24 protein-coding genes are annotated in these 25,268 nt (G+C 65.9%); 7 read left to right on the plus strand and 17 right to left on the minus strand.

Features of this window, described 5'->3' with window-relative positions:
• Positions 1 to 20 precede the first annotated feature (20 nt).
• From ABE434_RS01575 to ABE434_RS01615, 9 genes are all read right to left on the minus strand, one after another.
• Complete coding sequence (locus tag ABE434_RS01575) at positions 21 to 329, minus strand: VirB3 family type IV secretion system protein (protein WP_319207057.1); 309 nt, start codon at positions 327 to 329, stop codon at positions 21 to 23.
• Entirely contained in the window at positions 322 to 726 is a 405-nt protein-coding gene (locus ABE434_RS01580; RefSeq protein WP_319207055.1) for a TrbC/VirB2 family protein, read from the minus strand. The genes ABE434_RS01575 and ABE434_RS01580 overlap by 8 nt, the downstream gene beginning before the upstream one ends.
• Before the next feature lie 73 nt (positions 727 to 799).
• Positions 800 to 1,762 (minus strand): transglycosylase SLT domain-containing protein, encoded by a 963-nt coding sequence (locus ABE434_RS01585; protein ID WP_346477553.1) that lies wholly within the window; start codon positions 1,760 to 1,762, stop codon positions 800 to 802.
• A gap of 71 nt (positions 1,763 to 1,833) precedes the next feature.
• Positions 1,834 to 2,877, minus strand: a complete 1,044-nt coding sequence (virB11, locus tag ABE434_RS01590; protein ID WP_319207051.1) for a P-type DNA transfer ATPase VirB11 — start codon at positions 2,875 to 2,877, stop codon at positions 1,834 to 1,836.
• Positions 2,878 to 2,893: 16 nt separating this feature from the next.
• Positions 2,894 to 4,150, minus strand: coding sequence for a TrbI/VirB10 family protein (locus ABE434_RS01595; RefSeq protein ID WP_346477554.1), 1,257 nt, complete (start codon positions 4,148 to 4,150; stop codon positions 2,894 to 2,896).
• Positions 4,147 to 4,926 carry a TrbG/VirB9 family P-type conjugative transfer protein gene (locus tag ABE434_RS01600; protein ID WP_346477555.1) on the minus strand — a complete coding sequence of 260 codons (780 nt, stop codon included), beginning with the start codon at positions 4,924 to 4,926 and terminating at the stop codon, positions 4,147 to 4,149. The genes ABE434_RS01595 and ABE434_RS01600 overlap by 4 nt, the downstream gene beginning before the upstream one ends.
• The gene (locus tag ABE434_RS01605) at positions 4,923 to 6,005 is read right to left on the minus strand and encodes a VirB8/TrbF family protein (RefSeq protein ID WP_346477556.1); all 1,083 of its coding nucleotides are present in this window, start codon (positions 6,003 to 6,005) and stop codon (positions 4,923 to 4,925) included. The genes ABE434_RS01600 and ABE434_RS01605 overlap by 4 nt, the downstream gene beginning before the upstream one ends.
• A gap of 89 nt (positions 6,006 to 6,094) precedes the next feature.
• Complete coding sequence (locus tag ABE434_RS01610; RefSeq protein ID WP_346477557.1) at positions 6,095 to 6,538, minus strand: hypothetical protein; 444 nt, start codon at positions 6,536 to 6,538, stop codon at positions 6,095 to 6,097.
• Positions 6,539 to 6,971: 433 nt separating this feature from the next.
• Positions 6,972 to 8,648 carry a type IV secretory system conjugative DNA transfer family protein gene (locus ABE434_RS01615; RefSeq protein ID WP_179458636.1) on the minus strand — a complete coding sequence of 559 codons (1,677 nt, stop codon included), beginning with the start codon at positions 8,646 to 8,648 and terminating at the stop codon, positions 6,972 to 6,974.
• Positions 8,649 to 9,035: 387 nt separating this feature from the next.
• Here ABE434_RS01615 and ABE434_RS01620 point away from each other — a divergent pair, with 387 nt between their 5' ends.
• Entirely contained in the window at positions 9,036 to 10,250 is a 1,215-nt protein-coding gene (locus ABE434_RS01620; protein ID WP_346477558.1) for an MFS transporter, read from the plus strand.
• A 107-nt stretch (positions 10,251 to 10,357) separates the two neighbouring features.
• Positions 10,358 to 13,105 (plus strand): UvrD-helicase domain-containing protein, encoded by a 2,748-nt coding sequence (locus ABE434_RS01625; protein ID WP_346477559.1) that lies wholly within the window; start codon positions 10,358 to 10,360, stop codon positions 13,103 to 13,105.
• Positions 13,106 to 13,123: 18 nt separating this feature from the next.
• Here ABE434_RS01625 and ABE434_RS01630 read toward each other — a convergent pair whose 3' ends face one another.
• The 8 genes from ABE434_RS01630 to ABE434_RS01665 all read right to left on the minus strand — a co-directional run bounded on the left by ABE434_RS01630 (position 13,124) and on the right by ABE434_RS01665 (position 20,799).
• Positions 13,124 to 13,912, minus strand: a complete 789-nt coding sequence (locus ABE434_RS01630) for a CHAD domain-containing protein (protein WP_346477560.1) — start codon at positions 13,910 to 13,912, stop codon at positions 13,124 to 13,126.
• A 55-nt stretch (positions 13,913 to 13,967) separates the two neighbouring features.
• Positions 13,968 to 15,911, minus strand: coding sequence for a response regulator (locus tag ABE434_RS01635; RefSeq protein ID WP_346477561.1), 1,944 nt, complete (start codon positions 15,909 to 15,911; stop codon positions 13,968 to 13,970).
• The gene (locus tag ABE434_RS01640) at positions 15,898 to 16,758 is read right to left on the minus strand and encodes an ATP-binding protein (protein ID WP_346477562.1); all 861 of its coding nucleotides are present in this window, start codon (positions 16,756 to 16,758) and stop codon (positions 15,898 to 15,900) included. Before ABE434_RS01640 ends, ABE434_RS01635 begins: the two co-directional genes overlap by 14 nt.
• Positions 16,755 to 17,771 carry an ATP-binding protein gene (locus tag ABE434_RS01645; RefSeq protein WP_346477563.1) on the minus strand — a complete coding sequence of 339 codons (1,017 nt, stop codon included), beginning with the start codon at positions 17,769 to 17,771 and terminating at the stop codon, positions 16,755 to 16,757. Before ABE434_RS01645 ends, ABE434_RS01640 begins: the two co-directional genes overlap by 4 nt.
• On the minus strand, positions 17,762 to 18,163 hold the full coding sequence (locus tag ABE434_RS01650; protein WP_176988606.1) for an anti-sigma regulatory factor: 402 nt from the start codon (positions 18,161 to 18,163) through the stop codon (positions 17,762 to 17,764). The genes ABE434_RS01645 and ABE434_RS01650 overlap by 10 nt, the downstream gene beginning before the upstream one ends.
• On the minus strand, positions 18,160 to 18,531 hold the full coding sequence (locus tag ABE434_RS01655; protein WP_176988605.1) for an STAS domain-containing protein: 372 nt from the start codon (positions 18,529 to 18,531) through the stop codon (positions 18,160 to 18,162). The genes ABE434_RS01650 and ABE434_RS01655 overlap by 4 nt, the downstream gene beginning before the upstream one ends.
• Position 18,532: 1 nt before the next feature.
• Entirely contained in the window at positions 18,533 to 19,393 is an 861-nt protein-coding gene (locus ABE434_RS01660) for an STAS domain-containing protein (RefSeq protein ID WP_346477564.1), read from the minus strand.
• Positions 19,394 to 19,749: 356 nt separating this feature from the next.
• Positions 19,750 to 20,799, minus strand: coding sequence for a hypothetical protein (locus ABE434_RS01665; protein ID WP_346477565.1), 1,050 nt, complete (start codon positions 20,797 to 20,799; stop codon positions 19,750 to 19,752).
• Positions 20,800 to 21,185: 386 nt separating this feature from the next.
• On the opposite strand from ABE434_RS01665, the gene ABE434_RS01670 reads away from it, so the two are divergent.
• The 5 genes from ABE434_RS01670 (at position 21,186) to ABE434_RS01690 (ending at position 25,225) form a co-directional block, all read left to right on the plus strand.
• A complete protein-coding gene (locus tag ABE434_RS01670; protein ID WP_346477566.1) occupies positions 21,186 to 22,535 on the plus strand; it encodes a TlpA disulfide reductase family protein in 1,350 nt (449 codons plus the stop codon).
• A gap of 114 nt (positions 22,536 to 22,649) precedes the next feature.
• On the plus strand, positions 22,650 to 23,231 hold the full coding sequence (locus ABE434_RS01675) for a YceI family protein (protein ID WP_346477567.1): 582 nt from the start codon (positions 22,650 to 22,652) through the stop codon (positions 23,229 to 23,231).
• Complete coding sequence (locus ABE434_RS01680; RefSeq protein WP_346477568.1) at positions 23,228 to 23,677, plus strand: protein-disulfide reductase DsbD domain-containing protein; 450 nt, start codon at positions 23,228 to 23,230, stop codon at positions 23,675 to 23,677. Before ABE434_RS01675 ends, ABE434_RS01680 begins: the two co-directional genes overlap by 4 nt.
• A 13-nt stretch (positions 23,678 to 23,690) precedes the next feature.
• A complete protein-coding gene (locus tag ABE434_RS01685; protein ID WP_346477569.1) occupies positions 23,691 to 24,692 on the plus strand; it encodes a cytochrome c peroxidase in 1,002 nt (333 codons plus the stop codon).
• Positions 24,689 to 25,225 (plus strand): TlpA disulfide reductase family protein, encoded by a 537-nt coding sequence (locus ABE434_RS01690; protein WP_346477570.1) that lies wholly within the window; start codon positions 24,689 to 24,691, stop codon positions 25,223 to 25,225. The genes ABE434_RS01685 and ABE434_RS01690 overlap by 4 nt, the downstream gene beginning before the upstream one ends.
• Positions 25,226 to 25,268: the final 43 nt, after the last annotated feature.

Below are 25,268 nucleotides of genomic sequence, written 5' to 3' on the forward strand. Positions count from 1 at the left end.
GCCCGGGATGATCCGGCGCCTCAATCCTTGGGCGCCGGCTTGGTACGGTAGTGATTGGGGCTGAACACCCACATGCCATCGTGGTCCTGCACGTTGCGCGCCTTCAACTTGAAATGCAGGCGCAGACCAAGCAGCCGGAAAATCATCTCATCGCGCTTGGCCATGTTCCGCATGATGAAGATCGCGACCGGAATGGACAGCAGGTACCAGAAGTTCGTGTAGACGCTCAACAGGAACAAGCCGCCGATCACGAGGAAAAACGGCATGTAGGGGACGCCCAGAAACATCGCTGGGCGCGTGCAACCCCGGAAGACGACGTTCTTATGCACTGTAGTACAGCAGCGCCTGCTCGATCATCACGGTGGTGGTGCCGCCGCAGCTGCTGCTGGAGCTGTCGCCGAGCAGCATCTTGGCGATCTGGCCGGCCGCACCGATCAGCAGGCCACCGATCAGGATCGGAGCAACGTCGGCAATGCGCTTATGGGCGAACGCGATCTGATAGCCCGCGAAGATAACCGCGATGGTCACCACGGCGATCGACGCGATGTTCAGCAGACCATTGATGTTGCTGAAGAAGCCGCACACCTTGTCATCGGTGCCGCCGAAGTTGGGCGTGCCCTGGGCCATTACTTCCGGCACGAACACCGCGCCGACGAACAGCACGGCCATTGAGGCGGACTTGAGCAGACGCTGGGCGTGGACGAGGTCGAGATTGGAGCGCTTCATGGGTGGGTTTCCTTGTAGTTGAACGTACATAACTCAATTGACCAGTCGAGGGCCTGGCCACGCCACGACTTCGTCAGAAAACGAAGGCCGCATCCCCTGCGGGAATCTGTTGCTCCGGCTGCCTGGTTGCTTCACCGTTCTGGCTGGGCAAGGCAGCCGGCGTGCTGCGTTCATTCCATGGCCGCAGCATTACCGGCTGCCCAGCCTGTTGCGCGGCGCTCCCCGCAGGCACCTGCGGTATCGGCGGTGCACCGGCTTGGCTCAACGCCTCCTGCACATCCTGCGGGTACTGCGCATACGGTGAAGCGGCCTGCTGGGCCGGGGCTGCCGTACCGGCGCGGTCCACCGCGCCCAGGACCACCCGCGACAGGGCCTGGTCGGCAAGATTGACCAGCGCGCCACGTGCCATGGCGCTGGTCGAGGGATACACCACATACGCCCGCGCTGGATCAACCGGCGGCTGGGGCGCATACAGTGGCCCATCGGCCTGGGCAACGATGCGCGACTGTGCCGGCGAGACCTGCTGCGGGTGATGCTCGACCTTGACGGTACGGCGGCTGTCGCGGCTGACCACGTCGATCGGCGGGACGCCGCCAGCCGAGGCCAGTTGCTGCCCGCGCTGGATCGAGTCGAACACCTTCTGCACGTACCCGTGGCGGAAGCCGGTGGTGAAGTTGCCGGAGTAGTAGCAGCTGAACGACTTGCCCCAGTCGCCACCGGACCGCTTGTAGCATTCGGCGAGAATCCGCGAGCCGGCCACCAGGTTCGGGCATTGCTGGAATGCCTTCTCGTAGGAATCCAGGCCGTACTTGGCCAGGTTGTAGCGGTTGACCTGGGCCAGTCCGATCGAGAAGTTGTAGCCCTTCTCCTCCAGCATGCGCACGGTCGACAGGGCTTCCTCCAGCTGCCTGGGCTGGCGCACCAAGGCCCCCCCGACCACGCCGATGGCGTAGGGATTGCGGGAAGATTCAACATTGATGACGTGTTTCATCACGTCCATCGAGACGGCCATCTCCGGGCACGCAAGCACTTCCATGCCAGGCAGCATCAGGGCGCCCTCGAGGTGGGGTGGACACAGCCATGTCCGGTCTTCATGTCGTTCATCGTTCAGCCCTCCTGTCCCTGCGCACGGCCGGGATTGAAATCAATGCCGGTGATGTAGCGCGACCCGACGTGCGCCTTGATGTGCACGACGATATCGATGGTCATCATCAGCAGACGCTTGATCACCGCAAACTCCAGCCCCGAGCCTTCGCTGGATGCCTTCACCATCAGCGCCAGCTGGTCCCAGGTCTGTTCCGGGCTGCCGGCGTGGCAGCTGGTGATCGAACCGGGATGACCGGAGGCGCAGTTGCGGATGAAGTAGAACGCCTCGTCGCCACGCAGCTCGGCCAGGATGATGCGTTCGGGCTTCATGCGCAGACACGCTTCCATGCAACTCTTGGCGGTGACGTTGCTGGCGCTCTGCCCGCCCTTGGAGTAGAGCAGATGCACGACATTGGGCTGGCTGATGAACAGCTCGCGCGCATCCTCGATGGTGACCAGGCGCTCTTCATCGGGGATGTGGTTGACCAGCGCCTTCATGAAGGTGGTCTTGCCGCTGCCGGTGGCGCCGGACACCACGATGTTCTTGCGGTATATCACCGCACGCCGGAAGAACTCGGCGTAATCGCGCGACTGGCGCAGCTCCAGCAGCTCGCGGTCCTGCTCGCTGATGCTGCCGTCCTGCTCGAGGATCTGGTTGAAGAAACCGTCCTCGTTGTACTGGCTGAGCGTCTTGGTGTGTTTGGACGGCAAACGGATGGTGATCGACACCTTGCCGGCATCACACGCCGGCGGAATCACGAACTGGGCGCGCTGACCCGTCGGGAAGGTCAACGACACGACCGGGTCGGCATCGGTGATGCGCTGGCCGGTGTTGCTTTCGTTCACCACTGCAGTGCAGAACTGCCGGGCCCGTTCGAAGGTCAGTCCCGGCACCTCCACCCGCTGCCACCCTGCCCGGGTTTCCAGGTACAGCTCGCCGGGACGGTTGATGCAGATTTCCGTCACCTCCGGCGAATTCATGTACTCGGCGATGCCCAGCACTTCGTACTGATAGCGCAGGAAATCGCTTGAAACCAGAGCTAGGGGGGCCACTTCGGCATCCATGATTCAGTTCACTCGATCAACGTCGCTGGGACAGCACATCGGAGAAGTCGACATCCTTGGCGACATAGACGGCAAGCACGGTGCCCTGGTTGATGGTCACGGTTGGCGGGCTACGCTCGCTGAGCGCCTCGCCAGCCAGCCGCTCCATGGTCCGCGCGGTGGCACTCTCATAGGGCGACTGTACGGCCAGACCGCTGCCGGTGACCGTGGTGGTTTCCGGGCCGTTCTCGGCGGCGGCGTACTTGAAGGCGTCGGCAATCAGACTGATCATCAGCGCCGAGCCAATGCGCGCGCCCCAATGGGCGTCGTACTGGCCCGGATGGCCCGCACTGCCCAACCCATCGATACCCGGGCTGGACATGGCCACGTCCAGGCCATTGGGCGTGGTGATGCGATCCCAGATCACCTCCACACGCTTGCCGGTCGGGCGGCCGCCGTAGCTGCCATAGATCTTGGAGCCCTTCGGCAGCAGCAGGCTGCGACCATTGATCGAATACACCGGCTCGGTCAGCAGGCACGACGTGTAGCCGGCGTAGTCGGTGATGATGCGGGTTTCCAGTACGCAGCGCAGATAGGTGCCGCGCACCAGCAAGGCATCCGGGCTGCGGATGAAGCTTGCATTGGATACGTCCTCGACATCGGGACCACGCTGGAGCCTGGCGGGACCGCCGGGCTGTTGCCCCCCCATCTGCGCCATCATCGCGCTGCGCGCAGCAGCCTCGATGGCGGGATTCTGGCCATTGGGCGGGCCACCGGAAACGCCATTGGCTGCCGCGCCGTCGATGCCGGCAAGGCGACGCTCCAGCAACGTGGGAACGCGCGGCCCCATCGGCTCAGGCGACTGCAGAGGGACCAGGGTCGGCTGCGTGTTGGCCTCCGAGGGCGGCAGCATCGGGATGGGATCGGCCGGCGCCACCGGCACCACCGGCGCCCCCTGGTTCAGATTCGGAAGCTCCGGGGTGGAGGTGACCGGCGTTCCGGTGACCGGCTTGGCGTCTTTGTCGCCAGAGCCGCGAAGCAGCAGATACCCCATGGCCACCACAAGCAGCAGGATGCCGGCAAGGAAGGCCAGGGCCTTGCGGTTCAGGCGCTGCTCTTCGGCCGAGCGCAGCTGCGGCGCAGCGGCATCCAGGTCCGGCGTCTGCGCCGGTTGCGCCGTGCCGAAGTACGGATTCGAATGCGTTTCTCCGGCAGCTGGGCCATTGCCCTGCGGCCCCTGCTCCTGCTCACGTCCGTCGTACGGATCATTCCCGGGCGTAGTGTTCTGGCTCATTTCTTGACGTTCCTTCGCAGGCCGACGACGAACTCGCCGTGGCGGATGACCAGGTACGGGTAGGTCCCGTGGACGATCAGGTTGTTGCCTTCCACGGTCGTATTGACCACGAAGTCTTCACCGTATTCGGTATCCCGTCCGAACACCGCCGGGAAGATGCCGGTCTTGAACTCAGGCGAATTGGGCAGACGCAGGTAGGTGAAACGACCATCGTCATACGCATTGACCGGAACCAGCCAGCCCATCTTCTTGGCCCGCCGGGTCGAATAGGAATAATCGAAGTTGTACTGCCGATCCTTGGCCAGCTCGGTGCTGAGCAGCGGCTTGGCTTCCTCCTTCACGGCCTCCTGCGCGATGCCGAATTCGGTATCGGCCGGATAGTTGAAGGCGATCTTGTACTGCACACCGGCTCGACGGGCCTGTTCCAGCTGGCGCCAATCGGTGGCCACCACCTTCAGCTCGAAGATGTAGGAATGGGTCTCGGTGCGCACCATCATGTTGGTGTCGACGTCGACGTTCTTGGGCTTGAGATAGAACACGTTCTCGCGACGGGTCAGCTCCCAGCCACTGCTGAAGCCGGTGCTGTAGTCGAGGATCTTCTCGTCCGGGCTCAATTCGATCTGGGTGGTCAGGCCCAGGCCGGTACGCACCGGGTAGATGCGGTCCTTTTCATACTCGTAATAATCCACTGCCTGCGCGAACGCGGACGCGGAGAACAACAATGACAGCATCGACACCAACGCCCATGCGCGCCCTCTGACTTTTCGACTACTCATCGGTTGCTTGCTCCATCAGCACTTCCGGTGGAATTGTTCTGCGCCGGCGTCATTGCCGGCTGTCCGGGCACTGCCTGCCCCGGCATTGCCTGGCCAGGCATCCCCTGGCCCTGGATCTGCTGCCCCGGAACCGGCGGCACGCCCTGCACCGGTTGGCCCGGCACGGGTTGGCCCGGATAGGCCTGCCCTGGAGCGCCGGGTGCCGGCACCACCATCGGCTGCCCGGTGGTCGGGTCGATCACCATAGTCGCTGCCGCCGGGTTGTTCGGGTCGTACACGCCCTGCTGGGCGATCTGCTGGGCCTGGGCGGCCTGCTGCTGCAATGCGGCCTGGTCCGGGCCGGGCACGCCGCGCGAGTAATCGTTGTCCACGCGATACTCGAACACCTGGAAACTGAGCGGATTCAGGATGCGCTCCTGTTCGTTCAAGGCCAGATTCGGCACATAGCGGAAGCGCAGCGTCACCAACTGGTTGTCCAGATAGGTGGTGGTCGCCTTGGTCTTGTCGTAGAGGCTGCGCTGGATACGCACCGAAGCGCCGCGGAAGCCGCCATTGGCCTGCGCCTCCAGCGGCGTGATGCTGAGGATCTTGACCCGGATCGCGCGCTCCTTGCCGTACATGTTGAACGGGCTCTGCGGGTTGTTGTTGGCATAGCGCGCCCTGAGCGAGCCGCCCACCAGGTCATCAGACATGACGAAGACCAACTGCCAGTCGCGCAGCCCCATCACCGCGAAGTCGTAGGACTCCCGCGCCATCACGTACTGCGCCACATTGCTGCGGTTGATCGCATCGCTGGCGGTGATGGACTGGTTTTCGAAGTTGCCGGTAAGCCGCGCCACGGTCGCCGTACCGGTATAGGCATCGGCCATCACCAGGAACGGTACCTTCTCCTTCAGCGGCAGCATGTAGTAATAGCCGCCGGCCAGGGCCAGCGACATCACCAGCGAGGCCGTGGCCACCCACCATGCGCGGCGCTCGCTGCGGCGTGCCATGTCGGCCACGGTCAGCTCGTAGCTCACCGCTTTGGCGACCGCCTGGTCGACCTTCTGGCTACTGCCTGTTTCCTTCTTTCGGAACATGGGTTCATCCGTACTACTGGAACGTCAATGGGCGCGGCACCCCTGCGCGGTACGCGGGGAGCATCACGTTTACCGATACTCGACCCGCGTCAGCTGCCGCTGGACGCGTCGGCCGCAGCCGCCGAAACGGTGGGCGACGCAGCGGCCTGCACGACAATCTGATTGCCGACGATGGACACCGACACGCCCTGCGCCGCATAGGCGGAGCTGAGGTCGACCATCGCCTGCTGTGGATTGGTGGTCCCGATGCCGGAGACGGCACCGTAGAGCGTGTAGTCCGAGCTGATCCGGTAATCCAGGGTCATGCCCGAATCCTTGGCCCAGCGTTCCAGCATGGTCTTCAGCGTGCCGTCCATCGGCGTGGCCTGGTACACGTAACTGGTGTACAGCGGAATTTCCATGGTGGTGCTGGCGAAGCGGTTGACCGGCTTCCAGCGGCCGCCGATATCCGGGGCCGGCTTGGTGGCGCAGCCGGCCAGCATCAGTGCGGCGGCGGCGACGATGAATCCCTGTGACAGATACGCTTGCTTCATACGGACTTCCCTATGACGTACGTAACGCGGCTTGATTCGATTGACTGGCAGCAACTCACTGGACCGGGTGGAAGACCCGGACGCAGTTGGCTATGGCAGATGGAGTGATGAAACATCCTGGACTACTGCGATCGGCCCCCGCCCGCTTGTGCAGCCCGTGGCTGCACGTACCGATGTGCAGGCGCCCCGGGCGTACTGCCCGGCCCCATCGCCCCACATCCACATCACTTCAACAATGCCGTCCATGACTTCCCTGCAACGATTCGATGCTCGGCTTCCGCGTCGCATGCCAGACAAAAACGACGACGAAAGCAGCTCACCATCATGAACACGATGCCACAGGCGAGCGTCAATTCCGCGTCAAATCACGAGCAAAAAAACGTTTTCAAACGTCACTTCTTTGACGTGCATCACACAATTGATGCCAAGCTGATCAGATATTGAGGTTCGGGACGGACGTCTTCGGCAGCAGGCGCGAGGTGAAGTAGCGATCCTTGTAGTACTTGATCTTGTCGCATTTCACCGGGTGCGGGATGCCCTCGTACAGGAACACCTCGTGATCGTTGCCCATTGCCTTGAGCTCCTGCGGCAGCATCAGCGCGCGTCGCTCCTCGGTGAAACTATGGGTCTTCTCGCGGGCGTGGGTGACGTTCTTCCTGCGGATGGTCGTGTAGCCGAGCATCTCCGAGTAGTCGTTGGCATCCTGCTGCTCCCGCGGCGCGTACAGGATCTGCAGGGCGTGGTTGGTGATGATGGTGCGCGACACATCCCGGCCATAGGTGGCATCGAGCTGGGCCATGCTCTGGATGATCGGCAGCAGGCGCACGTTGTAGCCGGCCATGTAGGACACCGCCGAGGCAATGATGTCGACCTTGCCGATCGCAGTGAATTCATCCATCAACAGCAGGCACTGGTACTTCAGGTCCGGGTTGGACTTGGGCAGTTCCTTGGTGTTGAGGTTGATGATCTGGCTGAAGAACAGGTTGATGATCAGGCGGCTTTCGGCCAGCTTGTTGGGCTGGATGCCGATATAGATGGTCATCTTCTTCTTGCGCAGGTCGGTCAGCAGGAAGTCGTTGCCGCTGGTGGCCTTGTCCAGCACCGGGTTGATCCAGGCGTTGAGTGGCTCCTTGAAGGTGCCCATGATCGAAGCGAACGTCTCATCGGCCTGGGACAGCAGGTTGGCGAAGGCCGACTTGGCGTTGCCACTCAGGTAGGTCTGGCTGGCCAGGCGTTGCAGGTACTTCCGGAGGTCGCTGCCATCGCCGGTGGACAGGCGGAACAGCGCGCCCAGGGTGGGCATGTCCTGCGCCTCGCCGGGGAAGCCGTTGCTGCGCGCATCGTCGCGGTTCTCGAACAGGTACAGGCTGAAGGCCATGAACGCGTTGCGCGCCTGGCTGACCCAGAATTTCTGATCGTCCGATCCGTCCGGATACAGCATCGCGGCGATGCTCATCAGCTCGGAGACGCGGAAGGCCGGGTCGTCGGAAACATAGCTCAGCGGGTTCCAGCGATGGGTACGGCGGTCTTCGGCGAAAGGATTGAACAGGAACACCTCTTGGCCCTGGCTGGCACGCCAGCCGCTGGTCAGGTCGAAGTTTTCCTGCTTGATGTCCAGCACCACCACCGACTCGTCGTACTCGAGCAGGTTGGGGATGACCACGCCCACGCCCTTGCCCGAGCGGGTCGGGGCGGCCAGGATCACGAACTGCTGGCCACTCAGGCGCACCAGCTTGCCGCCGAAGCGGCCCACCACGATGCCGTTGCCGGTCTTCTTGAACAGCCCGTGCCTGGCCAGGTCCGCAGCCTGGGCAAAGCGCGCGTCACCGTGCAGCGAGGTCTTCTTCGACCGGAACATCAGGAACATCGCCACCAGGGACAGCAGCAGCGGAAGCCCGAAACCGACCACGCCGGCCAGCTTGATCTTGGTCACGTACGGCGCCACGACGGGCTGATCCAGTGCCTGCAGGTACTGCAGATAGGTGTTCCACTTGAACAGCCCGGTATCCAGGCCCAGCAACAACAAGGTGAGATACCCGGCAAGGCAGTAGCCGGCAATCACGGTCAACACGATGACGACGGCGGGAACAACAATCTTCTGCGTGGACAAACCCTATCCTCCATGACGCGCCCCACAGGGCGCTACGGCCTGCGCCGGCGCCTGGGTCGCACCGTACGCGTTTCTTTCACTTCGTCGTGCATACGCCCCGTCGTCGCGTCGCCACAACAACGCCCCCCTCGCTACGCGCCTGTTTCCAGCGACAGCAGCGGGGGGGTGATCCTTGCCGTTCGGACGTGAACACGGCGTAGCCGGACCCATCGCCCGGACTGTACACGGGCGGATATGTCAGGGCTACCCTGCATCATGGCGCTGCGCCGACAGGGCCTGTGGGAGATCACGACCTTCACGCACCACAGCATCCCAGCGCAGGGGTCGGCAGTATGTTGCGCCGCAGCAGTACAATAGGCGGCCGCCTTCTGGTCACGTCCTGCCCGCATGAGCTCCTCCCCCGTTTCCCTGGCCGCCCGGCTCTCGCCGCGCGAGCGCACCCTGATCCTGCTGGCCTTGTCGCTGGGCGGCTTTGCCATCGGCACCAGCGAGTTCGCCAGCATGGGACTGATGCTGGAGATCAGCCGTGGGCTGTCGATCAGCGAGACCCAGGTCGGCCACCTGATCAGCGCCTACGCCATCGGCGTGGTGGTCGGTGCGCCGGTGCTTGCCTTCGCCGGTGCCGGTTTCGCCCGGCGCAGCCTGCTGCTCGCCCTGATGGGCTTCTACGCGATCGGCAACCTGGCCAGCGCACTGGCGCCGAACTACGGCACGATGCTGCTCGCGCGCTTCGTCGCCGGCCTGCCGCACGGCGCCTACTTCGGCGTGGCGATGCTGGTGGCCGCCGCGATCAGTCCGCCCGCCCAGCGCGGCGCGGCGGTATCGAAGGTGCTGCTCGGCCTGTCGGTCGCGATCCTGGTCGGCAATCCGCTGACCACCTGGCTCGGCCAGCAGGTCAGCTGGCGCACCGCGTTCGCCCTGGTCAGCGTGCTGGCGATCGCCACCGTGGCGATGATCGCGCGCTTCCTGCTGCCCGATCCGGATGAAGTCCGGACCTCGCCGATGCGCGAGCTGCGCGCCTTCAACCGCACCCAGGTGTGGCTGGCACTGGCGATCGGCTCGGTCGGCTTTGCCGGCATGTTCTGCGTGTTCACCTACCTCGCCCCGACCCTGGTGCAGGTCACCGGCCTGGCCGAATCGTGGATGCCGCTGGCCGTGGGCATCTTCGGCGTCGGCGCGATCATCGGCAACGTGGCCGGTGGTTGGCTGGTGGACCGCTTCCAGTTCCGCGCGGCGGCCGTGGTGCTGGTCTGGTCGATCATCGTGCTGCTGGCTTTCCCGATCGCCGCGCAGTCGGTGTGGAGCGTGTTCCCGATGATCATCGCGGTCGGCACCATGGGCGCACTGGCGGCCGTATTGCAGACCCGCCTGATGGATGTCGCCGGTGAAGCGCAGACGCTGGCCGCGGCCTCCAACCATGCGGCCTTCAATACCGCCAATGCGCTCGGCCCGTGGTTCGGTGGCATGGCCATCGGCGCCGGCTTCAGCCCGGCCGTGACCGGCTACGTCGGTGCGGCGACCGCGCTGGGTGGCCTGCTGCTGTGGGGCGTGGCGATGCTGGTGGACCGCCGCTCGCGCAGCGCGCCGGTGCTGCAGCAGTAAGCGCGCGGGGATTTTTTTTATTTCCCCTATCATGGGTGTCCGCTCACACCGCGCCACTCGTGCTGCCCCGGCCACGGCCGCCACGAGGGCCGCACCTGGAAACACCGATGACGTACGAATGGGCCCCGAGCCACTGGGGTCAACGCCTGACGCGATCGCCGCACTGGCAGCTGCGCCTGGCAGACGAACAGCTGGTCCTGACCGTCGACGGTCAGGTCTATCACGCGCCGCTGGACGCGCTGCAGGTGCACCCGCGCCTGCCCTGGGCGCGCCTCACCCTGCATCGCGAGGGCCACGCCCCGTTGACGCTCGGCGGCCTTTCAGCGGCGTCCGCGCGCGGCTTGGTGGCGGCACTGGACGCGCAGCGTGGAGCGCAGCGCCAGCGTGACCATGTCGCCCTGTTCGGGCAGGCCCACGCCGCGATCCAGCGCTGGCTCACGCAGGTGCAGACCGCCACCGATCTCGCCGACGAGGAGTCGCTGTGGCTGACCCACGAGCAGCAGCAGGCCCTGCTGCAGGCGCGCCCCAGCCTGCCGCTCGATGAAGAAGCGCTGTGGGCGGTGTTCGATGACGCCGGTTTGCGCAGCGAACTGGAGGGCGACCCCTCGGTGATCGAGGAAGCGCTGATGCTGTGGCTGGCCGATTGGCCAGCGATGTGGGCGCGCCGCAATGAAGCCCATCAGGCGCGCGAGCGGGTCGCCAGCCGCCCGCTGCTGGACCGTGTCGAAAGCCGCCCCCTCACCGATGAGCAGGCCCGCGCGGTGATCTGCTTCGACAACCGCGTCCAGGTGGTGGCCGCGGCCGGCTCGGGCAAGACCTCGACCATGGTCGCCAAGGCGGCCTACGCCATCGAACGCGGCCTGGTCGCACCCGAACGTATCGTCATGCTCGCCTTCAACAAGGATGCCGCGGCCGAACTGCAGGCGCGTGCCGACCGGGCCTTCGCGCGCGTCGGCCTGGATGGGGTGCGGGTGGAAGCACGCACGTTCCATGCGTTGGGCCGGCACATCATCGCCCAGGCGACCGGGCGCATGCCGCAGGTGCCGGACTGGGCGGTGGACGCGACGCAGGGCTTCCATCGGCTGGCCGAGATCATCGATGCGCTGAAAGACCGCTCCCTGCATTTCCGAACGCAGTGGGACATGTTCCGGTTGGTGTTCGGCCGCGATCTGCCCGTCATCGGCGGTGCGCTGGACGCCGAGGAATGGGACAAGGACGGCCAGGGGTACGTGCGGACGCTGCGCGGCGAGCGCGCGCGCAGCATCGAGGAGTGCGTGATCGCCGACTGGCTGTTCTACAGCGGCGTGGAGTACGTCTATGCGCGACGCGACACATTCGATGCCGGGACGGACGAGTACCGCCAGTACCGCCCGGATTTCCACTATCCAGGCATTGCGCTGCATCACGATCACCTCGCCCCGGACCTTCACGGCCGTGCGCCGGCGCATCACGAGGGCCGCCAAGGCACCCGTCACGGCAACGAGCGGATCGAAACCACCTCTCACCAGCTGCGTACCGGCGAACTGTTCGTGCGGCTGGGCGAGGCGCTGTCACGGCACGGTGTCGTGCTCGATCCGAACCCGGACCGCGCGTTGCCCGAAGGCGGCGCGACGCCGATGCCGGATACGGAACTGATCGGCCTGGTGCGCACCTTCATCAGCCACGCCAAGAGCAACGGGCTGGACATGCAGGACATGGTCGAGCGCCTGCGCCGCCTGCCCGACGATCATTTCAAGCACCGTTACCGCCTCTTCCTCGAACTGATCCTTCCGATCCTGGAGGGCTGGGACGATGCGCTGGTCGCCGAAGGCGGCATCGACTTCGAGGACATGCTCAACCAGGCCGCCGAACACCTCGAACAGGGACGCTACGTGGCCCCGTTCGACCTGGTGATGGCCGACGAATTCCAGGATGCCTCGCGGGCCCGCGCGCGGCTGTGCCGTGCGCTGGTGCAGGCACCGGGCAGGCATCTGTTCGCGGTCGGCGATGACTGGCAGTCGATCAACCGGTTCGCCGGTGCCGACGTGTCGATGATGACGGGTTTCGTGGCGTGGTTCGGACAGGGCCAGGTGCTCAAGCTCGAGCAGACCTTCCGCTGCCCGCAGGCGCTGTGTGATGTCTCCAGTGCCTTCGTGTCACGCAATCCCGCCCAGATCCCCAAGGACGTCCACTCGGTCACGCCCGCGTATGGCGCGGTGCTGCAGGCCTTCCAGGTTGCCTCGCGCGATCGGCTGGCCGGCGCGGTCGAGCAGTATCTGCAGCAGCTGCACCAGCAGTTGCTGAGCGGCCAGGTACCGCCGGGCCGCGACGGCAAGGTCAGCGTCTTCGTGCTCGGCCGCTACAACGCCGACCGCGCCCTGCTGCCGGCCACGTGGCGCGCCCGCCATGGGCAGCTCATGGAGGTCAGCTTCCTCACCGCGCACCGCTCCAAGGGGGCCGAGGCGGACTACGTGATCCTGCCCGGCATGCTGGATCGCCGCTTCCCCAACACCCGCGCCGATGACCCGGTCCTGACCTTGGCGATGCCGGACAGCGATCCCTATCCGCTCGGCGAGGAGCGCCGCCTGTTCTATGTCGCGCTGACGCGTGCGCGCCGCTCGGTGGCGATGTTCACCGTGCAGGGCCGCCGCTCCGCCTTCCTGAGCGAGCTGGTCAACGACGGCGCGGTGCGGGTGACCTCGATGGCCGGCGAGACGATCCACGAGCAGGCGTGCCCGGCCTGCAAGGTGGGCGTGATCGTGCCGCGCAGCGGGCCGTATGGCGCGTTCCAGTCGTGCTCGGGGTATCCGCGCTGCGAGTACAAACCGCCCAGGACAGCCGGCCATGCCGGCCTGCGTAGCGTCGCGGGGGCCTGAGCGCTGCGCCTGCGCCGCTCAGCCGGGCACAGCGGCCAGTGCGGCATCGATCTGCGCAAGCAGGGCACGCCGTTCCGGCACGCCCGGCATCACCCGCACGAGGTTGCGGACCATCCGCTGGTCCTGCTGCCTGCCAAGCTGATCGCCCAGCGCATGCAGGGCGCGCGCCTGGTGGCCCGGTCCTTTCCGTTTGATCGAGGCCGCAAGCGCACTGTCCAGCGCGGGCAGCGCCTCCAACTGCATCCGCAGGCGACGCACTCTGCGCCGCCAGCGATGCAGGTCCTCCGGATCCCCGGTATGGGCGGCGCGCTTCTCCGCCTTGGCGGTACGACGTTCGCTGCGCGCCAGACCCTTGCGGAGATCACGCGCTCTCAGCGCGTCCCATGGCTGCGCCTGGAGGTCGCCCGCGATACGCACCAGTGCCGCCTGACGGCGTGCGAAGGCCGGGTCCCGCGCCAGCGCCCGGGCGAGGAGTACGTCGCGCCGCGCCGTCAGCCGCCTGCACACCTCCTCCCACGGCCGGGCGGGATGCTGCGCGGCGAGGTGCTGGCAGGTCTCCACCACCACATGTGCATCGCGCAATGCCGACAATCCCTGCCCGAGCCGACGCAGGGCCGCGTCAGTCCGGGCGGTCTCAAGTTCGCTGCTCTCCAGCACGGCGAGCAGCGCGCGAAGGCGGCGTATCGTCTTGCGTGCACGATGCACGGCATCGTGGACATCCGGCTGGAGCGCCAGCGCATCGGCGATGGCCCTGCACTCACGGTCTGCCAGTGCGCGGGCGGCAGGGCCGATGGCGGGTGGCGACATGGCGGTTTCCCCCGGAGACGTCGGGGGATTGTACCCATGCCAGCGGGCCGCCGGCTCAGGCCGGGTTGAACATCTGCCGCACGCCCCGAAGCAGCTCGTTCACGCTGAACGGCTTGGGCAACAATGACATGCCCTGCCCCAGGAACTCATTGCGGACGGCTGCACTCTCCGTATAGCCGGTCACGAACAGCACCGGCAGATGGGGCCGCAGCACGCGTGCCGCATCGGCGAGCTCACGTCCGTTCATGCCCGGCAGGCCCACATCGGACAGCAGCAGGTCCAGCTCGCGGTCCGAATGCAGCTCCAGCAGGGCCTGCTGTGCGTTGATGGCCTCGACGACCTGATACCCGGCCTCGACCAGCATCTCGCGCACCATCATGCGCACCGAGTCGGTATCGTCGACCAGCAGGATGCGCTCGGCGCTGCCACGGGGCAGCTGCCCCTGGGTGACAGGTGTCTGTTCCGCAGGCTGCAGATGCCCCTCGGGCAGCAGGAGTTCGATCTCGGTGCCTTCGCCACGCTCGCTGGCGATGCGCGCACTGCCACCGGACTGGCGTGCGAACCCGTAGGTCATCGACAGCCCCAGCCCGGTTCCCTCGCCCTGCGGCTTGGTGGTGAAGAACGGCTCGAACACCTTGGTCAGCAACTCTGCGGGTATGCCCACGCCGTTGTCGAGCACGGTCACCGTAACGTAGTGACCCGGCGCCAGCTCATGGTCCCGCTCAATCTCGACACGCCCGGCGCGGATGCGGATCAGGCCTTGGCCGGCCAGCGCATCGCGGGCATTGATCACCAGGTTGAGGATCACGTTCTCGAACTGGTTCGGGTCGGCGACCGCGATCAGCGGTTCAAGACCCAGCTCCAGCTCGAGTTCGATGTTCTCACCGATCGATCGCTGCAGCATGTCTTCCAGCGAGCGCACCCGCGACACGACATCGAAGGTCTGCGGATCGAGCGGCTGCTTGCGGGCAAACGCCAGCATGCGCTGGGTCAGCGCGGCCGCACGGTGCGCCGAGCCCGTGGCGATCTCGACATAGCGGGACGCCTTGTCCCATTTGCCGCTGGACGCGGCGATCTCGATCATGTCCAGCCCGGAGATGATCGTGGTCAGCAGATTGTTGAAATCGTGCGCAATGCCGCCGGTGAGCTGGCCCAGCGCATCCATTTTCTGCGCCTGCATCAATTCGATTTCGGTGCGCTCGCGCTCGGCGATCTGGAAGGCGAGCTCGGAGGTCGCACTCTCCAGTTCCTGCCGCTGCTCGTTCGCACGCGCATGCTGTTCGGTGGTGTCCTCGATGTGTACGAGTCCCTGCCCGGCGGCCTGGTACGGCGTCACCCGCCATTCGGTCATGCGGATCGTCCCGCCGACGCGAAGGCTGAAGGTTCCCTGCCAGCGCTCACCTTCGGCCAACGCCACTTTCAACGCACTGAGGGGAGCGACCTGATCCTGCAGCAGCTGCTCGAGTTGACCAGGTCCCGCCTGCTGGCCCAGCAGGCGGGTGAAGGCATCGTTGGCATCGTGGGCGTTGAGCGACGCATCCAGTACCGCGATCGGGGCATTGATGTGGCGGTAGATCTCGCGGAAGCGCGCTTCCGTCTCGCGCAGCGCCTCTTCAGCGCGGCGGGCGCGCAGCAGGCTGCGCAGCGTCGCCAGCAGCACATCCGGATCGACCGGATGGATCAGATAGCCATCCGCACCGGCGTTGAGGCCGGTGATCATGTCGCCGGTGGCGATCGACGCCGCGGAGACATGCACCACGGGCAGCAACTGCAGGCGGGGGTCTTCGCGTAGTTGGCGGACTACATCGAAGCCGCTCATGTCCGGCAGGTTCACATCCAGCACCAGCGCGCCGAAATCATGCTCGGCCAGCCGCGCCAGGCCCTCACCGCCGGTACCGGCTTCCTCGACATGGAACCCGTGGTGCTCCAGCACGCGGCGCACCGCGTAACGGGTTGCCACGTTGTCATCCACGACAAGGATGCGATCAGGAATCGGCATTCACGGCCTCCGTGGCCAGGGTCAGCGGCAGCACTACGTAGAAATTCGAGCCGGTGCCGATCTCGCTTTCCACGCCGACATGGCCACCGAGCAGCTCGGCGAAGCGCTTGCACAGCGACAGCCCGAGGCCGGTACCGCGCAGGCGCTTCTGCAGCGGCGTATCGACCTGCACGAAATCCTCGAACAGGGTCGACTGCAGCTCCGCCGGGATGCCGATGCCGGTATCGCGGACACTGAAGCGCACCGCGTTCTCACCCTCCAGCTGTGTCGATACGATCACCTGACCGCTGGGCGTGAACTTCAGCGCATTGGAAATGAAGTTGCGCAGGATCTGCGCCAGCTTCTTGTCATCGGTGTACAGCATCGGCATGACCGGCGGATCCTCGAACAGCAGGTCCACCTGGTTGCCTTCCACCAAGGGGCGGAACATGCCGCGCAGCGCCGAGAACAGGTCCATCAGGTCGAACCAGGCGGGCGAGATGGTGATCCGCCCCGCCTCGATCTTGGCCAGGTCGAGCAGGTCGTCCACCATCTCGCGCAGTTCGCTGGTCGAGGTACTGATGAAGCGCACCTGCCGGCGCTGCTCCTCGGTCAGCGGCCCGTCCATGCCATCCTCCAACAGCCGCGTCATGCTCAGGATCGAGCCCAACGGCGTGCGGAACTCATGGCTCATGTAGGACAGGAACCGGCTCTTCAGCTCGGAGACCTCGCGCAGCTGCTCGGCCTGCTCGTCCAGCTCGGCATAGAGCGCCAGCACACCCTGGTTGGTTTCATCCAGTTCAGCGCGCAGCGCATCGGCTTCCAGGCGCAGCCGTTGCAGCTCCTGGTCGTGGGGGGTGGCGCTCAATGCAGGTCTCCAAGACGCAGGGCAACGATGCCGGCGTCATCCCGGCCACGATCGAAATCACGGTGCAGCACCGCCACGATCAAGGCCGGGTGGCGGTGGAACAGGCCGGGGTAGTCGCGCAGGCTCCAGCGCGCCTGCAGTCCATCACTGTGCATGACCAGCAGCGTGCCTGCCGCCGCGTGAAAATGGAATGGTTGTGTCTTGCGGTACTGCACCCCGACGATGCCCGGGTGCGAGGCCAACCCGCGTGAGCCGGTGGGCTCGCACAGACTGGCGGCAATGTTACCGATGCCGGCGAACTCCATCTGGGCACTCGCCACGTCCACGCAGGCGACCGCTGCCGCACCGCCGCGGGTGCCCGACATGCTTGAATGCAGGACGCCGATCAACGCCGGCGCGCCAACAGCAGACGATTCTGCGACGGCATTCACACCGGCCTGTGCTGCATCCGCGGCGGGCAATCCATGCCCCAGCCCATCGATCACGGTGACCGCCACGGTCTGTCCATCGGCGCGCAGATGCCAGGCATCGCCACAGGCCAGCTCGTGGCGCATGGGGATGCGCAGTGCACCGTAGGGCACGTCGATATCGCCAGGCGCACGACTGGCGTAGATCCGCGCCACCACGACCGCGCCTTTGCCGTCGCACCAGGCATCCAACACGGTGGCCTGGCGCTGGATCGCACCCAGCCCCAGCCCTTGCGTGCCCCCGGTCGAGTAGCCGTCCGGCAGGCACTCGGCCAGGGAGAAGCCCGGACCGGTGTCCACGGTGCACAGCTCCACACCGTTGCCGCCGCGGCCACAGACCTCGGACAGGTACATGCGTCCACCACGCCCATGCTTGAGCACATTGGTCGCCATCTCCGTCGCCACCAACGCCGCCCGGCCGGCGTCCATTTCATCCAGGCCGATCAGATCGGCCAGCGCCAGGGCTTCGCGCCGGGCCTGCCCGACCTGTGAGGATTCCTCGACCACCACGATCCGCGTCACCCGGCCGCCGAAGTTCAGCTCCATTTGGTGATCGTGATACGGGTACCCTGCCCCGGTGCACTCTCCAGTTCGAACTCATCCACCAGCCGGCGCGAACCGGACAGGCCCAGGCCCATGCCGGAGCCGGACGACCAGCCGTCCGTCAGGGCCTGTGCGACATCCGGAATGCCCGGGCCGTTGTCGGCGAAGACCAGCCGTACGCCCTTGCGCAATCCCTTCTCGACCACGTCCCAGTCCATGGTCCCGCCGCCACCGTAGATGACGGCATTGCGGGCCAGTTCACTGGCGGCGGTCACCAGCTTGGTCTGGTCGATCAAGCGCAGCTTGCAGGCCACGCAGATCTGACGTGCGGCCTGGCGGGCCAGCACCACATCCTGCTCGATGCGGATCGGCAGCGAACCACTGGACGCCGTCATGAGCTGGCTTCGTCGTCGTCAGTGCGCTGCAACAGCTTCATGCCCCGCTCCACATTGAGCGCGGTGCGCACGCCACTTAGAGTGAGGCCCAGCTCGACCAGCGTGATCGCGACCGCAGGCTGCATGCCGACCACCACCGTGGTGGCATCCATGATCCGGGCCAGCGACGAAATGGTGGCGATCATGCGGCCGATGAACGAATCGACGATATCCAGTGCGGAAATGTCGATCAGCACACCGCGCGCGGAGGTGCTGCGGATCTTTTCAGTGAGGTCGTCCTGCAGGGTCAGCGCAAGCTGGTCATGCATGTCCACCTGGATGGTCACCAGCAGCAGATCGCCCATCTGCAGGATCGGAATACGCTCCATCTCAGCGGGCGGTCCGGGTGACGGTCTGGCCGGTGCGCTTGAGCGCCAGCGCCAGTGCGTCGGCCAGATTGGCCTTGGTCACGATGCCATTGAGGTCCAGCCCCAGGTGCACGATGGTCTGGGCGATCTGCGGGCGCACGCCGCTGATGATCGCATCGGCGCCCATCAGGCGGATGGCGGTGACGGTCTTCAGCAGGTGCTGGGCCACCAGCGTATCCACGGTGGGGACGCCGGTGATATCGATGATCGCGATTTCAGACCCGGTATCCACGATGCGCTGCAGCAGCGACTCCATGACCACCTGGGTGCGCTGCGAATCCAGCGTGCCGATCATCGGCAGCGCCAGCACGCCCTCCCAAAGCTTCACCACCGGCGTGGACAGCTCGAGCATTTCTTCCTGCTGGCGCTGGATCACGTCTTCGCGGGTTTTCTGGAACGCGGTAACCGTGTACAGCCCCAGCTGATCGATCAGTTCGGAGATCGCCCACAGCTGGTCGCCCAGCAGTGCCGGATCATTCGCGTAGCCCTGCTGGATCACCTCGAACAGCGGGCGCTTCAGCGAGAAGATGAAGCTGGCGGTTTCCGAGGAATTGAATCCCTTCAGGACGCGCTCGCGCGACAGTTCCTCCAGGAAACGGCGGATGTCCTGCCACTCTGCCCGCGCGACGGAGCTGACGTCCGTGGCCGACAGTGCGTCCAGGAACAGGCGCCAGAACTCGCGGACCTGGCTGTCCAGCTCGCGCGAGGAAAGGCGGCCGTCCTGTGCCTGGCTGGAACCGGCCAGATTGCCGGCCCATGCAGCAAGCAGGGGCTCCTGGTGGCTGCGGATGAGATCGATCGTGCGCTGCTGCAAAGCCGCCATGGAAAAGGTCCTGAGAGAGAAGGGAAACCCCCGGATGGGCTGGCGACCCATCACCGATATGAATGGGGGCCGCAATTTTCAAAGCTTAAATGAATTCAGGAAGATTGGGCATGACAATGGATGCCAGCGGCGTGAAGGCTCTCTGCACCTCCCTGACTCGTTCAGATACTGCCAGTCCGGCGCGCGTCCAGCAGCCCGCAACGGCACGCCGCCACAACGCATCAGGCCGCCCGGAGGCGGCCTGATGGTGGAGCGGTCAGCGCAGCAGCGCGAACAGGAGCAGCAGCGGAATCGGAATGCCGAGCATCCACAGCAGAATGTACTTCATGGTGTTTCCTCCCTTGAGGTGGTCAGGATCACAGGTCGCGGCGGCGGCCGCCCCAGGTGGCACTCAGGCTGGCGATGAAGGCACCGATCAGCAGCGTGATGAACAGCCAGAGCGCGGCGTAGGCGGTGGCCTTGCGGGCATCGTCTGCGGCCTGCTTGGCCTGCTCCTTGGCGTTGTCCAGCGCAGCACGCAGGCGGGTCTGGACATCGGTCACGCGGGCCTGTGCCTCGGCCTGGGTCATGCCGGTCTGCGCCGCCACCAGCTGGCTCAGATACTGCGTATCGGCCGGATCCATGGTGTCGGACTTCAGGCTGTTGACGATGATGCGGTTGACCTCGGTACGGACCTCACGGCTGTCCGGGCGACGGTCGGCACCGGGCATCGGACGCGGCGGCGGCACTGCGCCGTTTGCGGGTGGTGCGGGTGGTGCGGGCGGTGCAGCCGGATCGGCCGGACCGGCCGGCGGCGCGGGCTGCGCAGCGGTCGGGCTGGCCCGGAACAGCGAATCCACCCAGTACTGCACGTCACCCTGGTCGTTGCCCATCGCAGCCGAACCTGCACCGGCTGCGGCGATACCGCCTGCCGTCGAGGCGGCGGCGCCTGCGGTAGCACCGGCCACCTTGGCACCCGCGCCGAGGATGCCGCCAATCGCCGAGGTCAGCAGCGCGGCCGTGAGCAGCGTGGCCACCGCCCACGAGACGAAACCATGCGCGGTGTCGCGGAAGTAGGTCTCGTCACCGTGGATGTTGCTCCACTTCGTGCGCAGGCGCCCCGCCAGATAGCCACCCAGACCGGACGCGGCGATGGCGGTAAAGGTCAACCAGGCGATGCTGGACCAGCCGAACGTCTCGGCCGTCACACCCTCGAACGACCACGGCGACACCGATGAAAGGCCCAAGCCTACACCGAGTATCACCAGAATCAGCGAGAGCGCCGCCGCGGCGATCGCACCGGCCAGGATGGCACCCCATGACACAGCGCTGTCGCGCGGAAGATCCACCACCGGCGGTGGGGTGACCACGGCCACGGTCGCCGCAGCGACGGGCTCTGGGTGGGCGTAATCGCCTCGGGTATTCATAGCGTATGGCACTCCTTTTCATGCGCTGCGGACGCAGCTCGCACCGGCAGGCTGCGCTTGCAGTCGTGAAATACGCGAGACGCTGAAAACAAGACGGTGTGGACGCGATGGCATCATCGCCCGATGGGTCTCCGATGTCGGCGCCAGCAGCAAACCGGCGCTGATATCAAAACGGTTATCAGCCTGCCATCGTCGCGCCGCAGAATATGGTGATGAGAAGGTGTTCCAAGCCGCGCTGAACTTTTACGACATTCACGTGGCAATAATCCTGTCACGCCATGGATGGCTCAGGACCGGCCAGGGATGGCCATCAGCGGATGCAGTGGAACGGGGGCTGCATCGCCGGCGACTTGGCGCGACCAAGGGGATTATCTGGAAGCACACTCATGACACTGGCATTATCCGGTCGCGTCGTCGCGGCCCTGTTCCTCGCCTCAAGCCTGTCTTTCGCCGGTTCCGCGCCTGCCGCGGCCAAGGGGCCGTTTCCTGCCGAAGGCGTGTGGCGCGGCGAATTCAATATCGATGGCGATCCCATTCCCTTCAACTTCGAAGTAAAGGGCAAGCGTGCGCAGGACGCGACCTTCACCCTGCTCAACGGCTCGCGCACGGACAGGTTCAAGGTCACCCCACGTGATGACGGGACGTTCTCGGTGCGGATGAATACCTACGACGCCGTGCTGGAAGGCAAGGTCTCCGCGGATGGAAAGCACCTCGTCGGTCAGTACAAGGACCTGGTGCCCAGCCGCAACGGTGCGCGCAACCTCGCCTTCACCGCCGAACAGGGCGCGGCGTGGCGCTTCGTCAAACCCGGCCAGGACGAGGCACCGGCGGCGGACCTCAGCGGCAAATGGGCCGTGCAGACCATCGACAAGGCCGCCCGCCAGGACAAGCGTAATCAGGTGGCGCTGCTCAAGCAGGAGGGCAACCGCCTCTCCGGCGTGTTCATGACCGTGGTCGGCGATACCCGCGAGCTGGAAGGCACCGTGCAGGGCACCCGCTTCTACCTGTCCGGCTTCAGTGGGCCCAGCCCGCTGCTGATCCGCGGCACGATCGATGAAGACGGCAACATCCAGGGCGCGTTCGGCAGCGGCATCTACAACGTGGTCAAGTTCGAGGCCGAGAAGAGCGACAAGGTGGAGCTGCCCGATCCGTACAAGCTCACCTTCCTCAAGGATGGCCAGGACCGCATTGATTTCAGCTTCCCTGATCTGCAGGGCAGACAGGTCTCGCTGCAGGACGACAAGTACCGCGGCAAGGTGGTGATCGTCGAAGTGATCGGCACCTGGTGCCCGAACTGCACCGACCAGACCTACTTCCTGGCACCGTGGTTCAGGCAGAACCAGCACCGCGGCGTGGAGGCGGTGGCAGTGGCCTTCGAGCAGGAAGACAACTACGACTACTTCAAGAAGACCCTGACCACGTTCAAGGACTACTTCGACATCCGCTACGACATCGTGTTCGGCGGCATCGCCGACAAGAAGGTCGCGACCGAGAAGCTGAAGGGCCTGAACTACATGGCCGCCTTCCCCACCACCATCATCATCGGCCGCGACGGCAAGGTGCGCGAAATCTACACCGGCTACACCGGCACGGTCACGGGCGAGTATCACCAGGACTATGTGACCCGCTTCAACAGCCTGCTCGATGGGCTGATCGCCGAACCGGATCCGTATGCAGCCAGCGCGGCCGCACCCGCTGCTCCGGGGACGACAGCGTCAGTGGCCGTCGCCCCGTAATTACCGGCGGCGGCCAGCACGCCGGGTCGCCGCCGCCCTCCCTGCGATGCACGTCCCGCACGGCCTCTTCGCGACGCCGCGGGCGACTGCGCGCCACTTCCCAGAGAACCGCCCATGCGTACTGCCCTGCTGTTGACCCTGCTCACCGCCGCCACCGCGCCCGCCGTGGCGATCGCCGCACCGGTGACCTACCAGCTCGACCCGACCCACACCGATGTGCTGTTCACCTGGAACCACAACGGCTTCTCCTTCCCGACCGGCCGCGCGGCAATCAGCAGCGGCACCCTCATCTACGACGCGGCAAAGCCCACGGCATCGCAGGTGCAGGTGGAACTGCCCCTGGCCGAGCTGGTCACCCACGTCCCAAAGCTCGACGAGATCGTCAAGAGTGACAAGCTGTTCGACGTCGCGAAGTTCCCGCAGGCCAGCTTCCGCAGCACCTCCGTCGCCGCGCAGGGCACCGGTCGGCTGAAGATCAGCGGCGAGCTGACCCTGCACGGGGTCACCCGCCCGGTCGTGCTCGATGCCACCCTCAACAAGGTCGGCGAGCATCCCAGCCGCAAGGTGCCCACGATCGGCTTCAATGCCACCGCGGTCATCCGCCGCAGCGAGTTCGGCCTGGACGCCTTCCTGCCCAACATCGCCGACGAAGTGCAGCTGCGCATCACCACCGAGGCACAGGGGGCCAAGGAGTGAATCGCAGCCTCCTCGCCATCGCCACGGCGTTGCTGCTGACCAGCGTCAGCGCCGTTGCCGCCGACATACCGAAGGTGGTGCTCGATCCCCGGCTGGAAGGGCGTGCCGACGGTACCCGCGAGCTGGTCATCGATGCACGCATCGCGCCCGGCTGGATCCTGTATGCGTCGGATTTCGAGCAGCCGCAGATCGGCCCGCGCGTGGCGCGGATCACGCTGGCGGATGGGACGCACGCGGAGGGGGCACTGCGTTCGGTCGACGCCCGCGAAGGCCACGGCCGCAGCTTCGCCGGCGACTATCGGTATACCTATTTCAGCCAGCGCGGACAGCTGCGCCTGCCCATCGCCGCAGGCAGCACCCCCGTGAGCGGCACCCTGCGCGCGCAGGTGTGCTTCGAGGAAAGCGGGCTGTGCGAGCTGGTCCAGCAGGAGATCGCCGCGCGTTGAGCGCGGCATCGCCATGCCCCGCCCTGTCCGCTCCCTCCCGCTGCTGGCCGCGCTGATCGGCAGTGCCGCACTGGCGCCGGTGTTTTCCGCCGATGCACCAACCTATGACGGTGATCTCAGCGACAACCCGCGCGCCCAGCTCGGCCGCCAGCTGTTCTTCGATCCCATCCTGTCGCGCGACCGCACGGTGTCGTGCGCCAGCTGCCACCAGCCGGCGCGCGCGTTCGCCGATGACCGCGCGCTCAGCCTCGGGGTGGAGGGCCGGCTGGGCACGCGCAACACCCCCAGCGTCATGAACAGCGCCGGGCGGACGCGTTTCTTCTGGGATGGGCGCAGCGAAACCCTGGAAGAACAGGCGCTCGCGCCGATCGCCAATCCGCTGGAGATGGACCTGCCGGTGGATGAGGCGATCAGCCGCCTGCTCGCCGACCCGGCCTGGGTCGCCCGCTTCCAGGACGCCTACAACGCTCCCCCCAGCCCGCGCACGCTGGGCCGGGCACTGGGCGCCTACCAGAAGACCCTCAACACCGTGGACAGCCCTTATGACCGCTATGCCCTCGGCCAGGAGGATGCGATCAGCGATGCGGCGAAGCGCGGCCGCCTGCTGTTCATCACCAAGGCCCAGTGCGTGAGCTGCCACGCCGGCGAAGACTTCACCTCGGACCGCTTCAAGAACATCGGCATCTACAACGGCCGTACGTTCAACGACGAAGGCCGCGGGGGCATCACCGGCGATCCCGCGCAGAAAGGCGAATTCAAGGTACCTGGCCTGCGCAACGTGGCCCTGACCGCCCCCTACATGCACAACGGCATGTTCAAGACGCTGCGCGAGGTGATCGTCTACTACGACGATCCCGCCAAGGTGATCCCCGACTCGATCGGCCGCGACGCGCAGCTGCGCGACCCGCTGCACCTGACCGAAGCGGAGATCGACGACATCGAGCAGTTCCTGCACTCCCTCACCGACGACCGCTTCGCGTCCCGAACGGCGTCCTCGACGGCTACCCCGCCATGACCTCTCCCCACCTCCGGTTCGTCACCTTGATCGCCTTCGCGCTGCTGGCTGCCCTGGCACTCCCGTGCAACGCCGCGCCGCTGCCCATCGAGCCACCCGCCGGCAAGCCCGCCCCCGCACTGCAGTGGAACGACCTCGACGGCGGCCAGGCCACCCTCGCGCAATGGCGCGGCCGTCCCGTCCTGCTCAACTACTGGGCCAGCTGGTGCGGGCCGTGCCTGAAGGAACTGCCTGACCTGCAGCGCTTCTCGCAGGCGCAGGCCGTCCTGCCGAACGGCGTGCACGTGGTCGGCGTCGCGCTGGACGACATCGAGGCCGCCAGGGCCCTGCGCGACCAGCTTGATCTCACCTACCCGCAGCTGGTGGAGAGTGACGGCCCGCCCGGCACCGCAGCCGGCTTCGGCAACCGGATCGGCACGCTGCCGTTTTCCGTGTTGATCGATGCACACGGCACGGTGCTGCAGGTCCACAACGGCCCCCTGCACCCCGCCGATCTCACCCGCTGGGCGGCTGCGGCGGGTGTAGCGCCGTGATCCGCACCTGCAGCACGGCCCCTTCGGCGGAGCGCTGTTGTCC

It is taken from the genome of Stenotrophomonas sp. TWI1183 (assembly GCF_039673115.1).
Lineage (GTDB): Bacteria > Pseudomonadota > Gammaproteobacteria > Xanthomonadales > Xanthomonadaceae > Stenotrophomonas > Stenotrophomonas maltophilia_AA.